The organism is Paraburkholderia tuberum STM678 (assembly GCF_902833905.1).
GTDB lineage: Bacteria > Pseudomonadota > Gammaproteobacteria > Burkholderiales > Burkholderiaceae > Paraburkholderia > Paraburkholderia tuberum.
This window is the reverse complement of the sequence record NZ_CADFGP010000140.1, coordinates 1-4,363: the sequence shown is the minus strand read 5'-3', so window position 1 is coordinate 4,363 and position 4,363 is coordinate 1. Positions and strand designations below refer to the sequence as shown.

General features: G+C 59.5%; 4 protein-coding genes. All 4 read right to left on the bottom strand.

What is annotated here, in order from left to right; genetic code table 11:
* Positions 1 to 130 precede the first annotated feature (130 nt).
* The 4 genes from HWY30_RS40445 to HWY30_RS40430 all read right to left on the bottom strand — a co-directional run bounded on the left by HWY30_RS40445 (position 131) and on the right by HWY30_RS40430 (position 4,084).
* Entirely contained in the window at positions 131 to 1,123 is a 993-nt protein-coding gene (locus HWY30_RS40445; RefSeq protein ID WP_090806814.1) for an IS5 family transposase, read from the bottom strand.
* A gap of 207 nt (positions 1,124 to 1,330) precedes the next feature.
* Entirely contained in the window at positions 1,331 to 1,681 is a 351-nt protein-coding gene (locus HWY30_RS40440) for a hypothetical protein (RefSeq protein ID WP_208524380.1), read from the bottom strand.
* Between the two features lie 101 nt (positions 1,682 to 1,782).
* Positions 1,783 to 2,973, bottom strand: a complete 1,191-nt coding sequence (zigA, locus tag HWY30_RS40435) for a zinc metallochaperone GTPase ZigA (protein ID WP_090811193.1) — start codon at positions 2,971 to 2,973, stop codon at positions 1,783 to 1,785.
* Positions 2,974 to 3,076: 103 nt separating this feature from the next.
* A complete protein-coding gene (locus tag HWY30_RS40430; RefSeq protein WP_090811195.1) occupies positions 3,077 to 4,084 on the bottom strand; it encodes a CobW family GTP-binding protein in 1,008 nt (335 codons plus the stop codon).
* Positions 4,085 to 4,363 lie beyond the last annotated feature (279 nt).

Genomic DNA, 4,363 nt, shown 5'->3' with positions numbered 1-4,363 from the left:
GGAAACGCTGATTAATGAACTGTCGGATCGGCTTGCAGATCAAGACGCGTCAAATTTTCTGGATAACGAATCGAATCGACGCTCATTTCGGTGAATTTGGCTCGCAAACGAGCCCCTCTTCTCTCATTTTTCATACGCATGACGGATTGCTCCCATGAACCGATCGCAACAGATTTCGCGCAGTCACCAGATTCGCCAGAGCGAACAAGCTGAACAGTTGCGCCGTGTTCTTGGCCAAGCCCTTGTATCGGGTTTTGCGATGGTGAAACAGGTTCTTGACGATATGGAACGGATGCTCAACGCGCGAACGGATTTGCGCCTTGGTTCGCTCAAGCGCAGTCACCAGGTCCTTCAGCGGCCCGTCCTGCATCGCCCTGATCTTTCCGCGCTTGGCAGCGACGTGCCAATTTACTGCCTTGCCTTTCATTTCATCACGCTTGTCTACACCAATGTAGCCTGCGTCGGCGAACGCTTCCTCTTCATGGCCGTGCAGCAGCAAATGGGCTTGCGACACATCCGACACGTTGGCCGCCGTGCCAACCACACTGTGGACCAAGCCCGAATCGGCGTCCACGCCAACGTGGGCTTTCATCCCAAAGTGCCATTCGTTTCCCTTCTTCGTTTGATGCATCTCCGGGTCACGGCTCTTCCCGGCGTTCTTGGTCGACGGTGGCGCTTCGATGATCGTCGCATCAACCAGCGTGCCTTCCTTCATCATCAGTCCACGCTCACACAGCGAGATACCGATCTCGTCGAACAGCTTCCGTGTCAGTTCGTGCTCGATCAACAGGCGCCGGAATTTCAGCAGCGTGGTCGCATCCGGAACGTTCTCGACTGCCAGATCGATGCCGGCGAAGGCGCGCAGCGCAATGCTGTCATACAGCGCGTCTTCCAGCCCTTCGTCCGACAGCCCGTACCACTGTTGCAGGAAATAGATCCGCAGCATTCGCTCCAGGCCAATCGGCGGACGGCCTCGCGTGCCCTTCGGGTAATGCGGTTCGATTGCAGACAGCAAACGCTGCCACGGCACAATCTGCTCCATCTCCGCCAGGAAGCGTTGGCGCCTCGTCACGCGCTTCTTGCCTGCAATTTCCGCTTCCGCGAAGCCGATCTGCCTCTTCATCCTCGTGAGTCCGTTCTGTGAGCTGCCTTCTATAACGTCTTCGGCTACGTGAGCGATGACCGCCGAGTTCCATTAATCAGCGTTTCCCTAGACGGAAAAAAGGGGCGTTGACTTCGGCGTGCGTAAGGAGGATCGCTTTAACATCTGGCCGGATTAACCGTTGCCCATTTGGGGGCACGCCGCGAAGCCCACGTCATGCGTTCACTATCACGTGAGTCGAGGAGCACCGCTATGAGCACCTGCAACGAACCGCATCATGCCCATCATGACCATCAGCATGGTCCGAACTGCGGACACACTGCGATCAGGCATGGCGATCACACTGACTATCTGCACGATGGCCACTTGCACCATCCCCATGGCGATCACGTGGACGAACACCGGCTGGAGGTGAGCGCAAAAAATCCGGATCAATGTACTTCGAACTGCGGCGGTCATGAGTCGGGACATGTCCACGGGCCGGCATGCGGCCACGAAGCGGTACCGCATGGCGATCACGTCGACTACCTGGTCAACGGCCACCTGCACCATCCGCACGGCGATCATTGCGACGACCACGGCCCGGTTGAGCTCGCCTGAGTGCCTGGCGCCAGGCAGGCGAAGTACCTCAATTCGATTGAGTATGCATGGTGCCAGGTTACTGCCTGGGTGGACACACCTTACTGCGTCCACTCAGGGAACGGGTCGGTAAATTTGTGCCACTCGACTTCATCACGGGCCAGTTCGTCCTCGCTTAGCAGGCAGGCATCAAAGGACGCGCGCAAGGCTGCCTCGTCCATTCCGGTGCCGATCAGGACCAGCTCCTGTTGACGATCCCCGAAACGCTCATGCCAGCGGCTTCGGATGATAGCCTGTGCTTCGGGCTCCTGCGGCCAGGCGTGCCTGGGCACGGCCGCCCACCAGGTCCCGGCGCGTCCGTGACGCGAGACCGCGCCGGCTTGCGACCATTCGCCGACCGCATGGTTGCGCGAGGCCAGCCAGAAGTACCCCTTTGAGCGCACGACGCCCGGCCACTCGCTCTGAATCCAGTCGAAGAAACGCTGCGGATGAAACGGACGGCGCGCGCGGTAGACGAAGCTGGTGATGCCATATTGTTCGCTTTCGGGAATGTGTTCGCCGCGCATCTCCTTGAGCCACCCAGGCGCTTGCGCAGCGGCTTCGAAGTCGAACAGGCCGGTATCGAGAACCTGCCCGATCGGCACCTGGCCAAAGCGGCTTTCGACGATCTTCGCGCGGGCGTTCAGCACTCGCAGCACGCCTTTGAGCAACTCCAACTCGCTTGCGCTCACAAGGTCCGTCTTGTTCAGCACGATCACGTCGCAGAACTCGATCTGCTCGGTCAGCAGATCGACCACGGTGCGGCGGTCTTCCCCACCCATCGTTTCGCCGCGATCCGCCAGGAAGTCGTGGGAACCGTAGTCGCGCACAAAGTTATAGGCGTCGACGACCGTCACCATCGTGTCCAGGCGAGAGATATCCGAGAGGCTGTGACCTTGTTCGTCGCGAAACGTGAAGGTTTCCGCCACCGGCAAGGGCTCGGATATGCCCGTGGATTCGATCAGCAGATAGTCGAAGCGCTTCTCCCGCGCGAGCCGCTGGATCTCGATCAGCAGATCCTCGCGCAATGTGCAGCAAATGCAACCATTGCTCATTTCGACGAGCTTTTCGTCGATGTGCGAGAGCTGGCTGCCGCCGTCACGAATCAGCTGAGCGTCGATGTTGACTTCCGACATATCGTTCACGATTACGGCCACCCGCTTGCCTTCGCGGTTATTCAGGACGTGGTTCAGGAGCGAGGTCTTGCCCGCGCCGAGAAAGCCGGACAGTACGGTGACGGGGAGCTTGTGCATGGGAAAAGTGGAGCCTCAAACGTGGTGAAGAAGATCGCATGAATCGACACGGCCAGCCTGCTGGCCGAGGCGGGTGCGCGGCAAGCAGGCGCGATCCTTCGTGTCAGTTCTGCAGGACTTCGCCAACCATACAGTTGTCGAGGCCCGCCTTGATAAGGTCATGTGGCAACTGTTTGCCGATGAAAACAATCCGGGTTTCGCGCGTTTCATTCGCGCCCCAGGACTTACCGATATCCGCGCCAAAAATCATATGTACGCCCTGGAACACTGCGCGACGGTCGACACCCGCCAGGTTCAGCACACCCTTGTAGCGCAGCATCGCGGCACCATAGACCGCAACCGTGGCGCTGAAGAACGCCTCGAGCTTGTCCCGATCCAGAGGCGCAGTAGTGCGGTAGACGAAGGACGTCACATCGTCGTCATGCTCGTGCGAAACGTCTTCAAGGAAATCGGGCTCGATGTCGACAATGGCATCCAGACTGAAGCTGCGGATGTCGAGCAGTTGCTTCAGGTCCGTCTCGCCAAAATGTGCCGGCCTGATCGTCGCGCGCGGGTTCATCTGCCGCAACCGGCGCATCAGTTGCTGCGCCTGCTCTTCGCCAACGAGGTCCACCTTGGATACGAGGATACGGTCCGCGAATCCGACCTGCTCCTGCGCTTCGTGATGTTCGTCGAGCTGCTCGCCGCCATGCCGTGCGTCGACCACCGTCACGATGGCGTCGAGCAGGTATTTCTCCTGCACGACATCGTCAACAAAGAACGTTTGCGCGACGGGCGCCGGATCGGCAAGTCCCGTTGTCTCGATGATGACCCGCTCGAATGCGAGTTCTCCTGTCTCCCGTCGCGCGGCGAGCGTCGAAAGAATGCGCACCAGGTCGCCACGCACCGTACAACAGATACAGCCGTTGTTCATTTCGACAATCTGCTCGTTACCGTCCTGCACCAGCAATTCGTTGTCGATGCCCGCTTCGCCGAACTCGTTTTCGATGACCGCAACGCGTCCGCCGTGATGCTCGGTCAGGATGCGGTTGAGCAAGGTCGTTTTTCCGGCGCCGAGGAACCCGGTCAGGATGGTCGTCGGGATACGCTGGAAGCCGGTTGCATCTTGCATTGCATTCTCCTGTGAGCGGCACGCGCTCAAGCATGTTCGCCCGTCGAGGTGCCCGGGCGCTGAGCAAATGGTTACGGTCGAGATGCCCCCATGCGGTGACAGCCCGCTTCGCTGATGCCACGCTCCGGGACGGCCAGTCTGTCTGCTGGGAACGCTGGACACCGCCAGTGTTATGTTATAACGTATCTATGGGGTGTCCATTTAACCGGAGTTAGCGTTTTGCCTCCACGGGCGGCTCGGCGAAGGTCGCTCCAAGCTGGGCGGATGTCCGCGTTGCCC

What these genes read in the sequence shown, in the direction of transcription:
- zigA (WP_090811193.1), bottom strand. Translation starts at nt 2,973, where the DNA reads ATGCACAAGCTCCCCGTCACCGTACTGTCCGGCTTTCTCGGCGCGGGC.
- HWY30_RS40430 (WP_090811195.1), bottom strand. Translation starts at nt 4,084, where the DNA reads ATGCAAGATGCAACCGGCTTCCAGCGTATCCCGACGACCATCCTGACC.
- HWY30_RS40445 (WP_090806814.1), bottom strand. Translation starts at nt 1,123, where the DNA reads ATGAAGAGGCAGATCGGCTTCGCGGAAGCGGAAATTGCAGGCAAGAAG.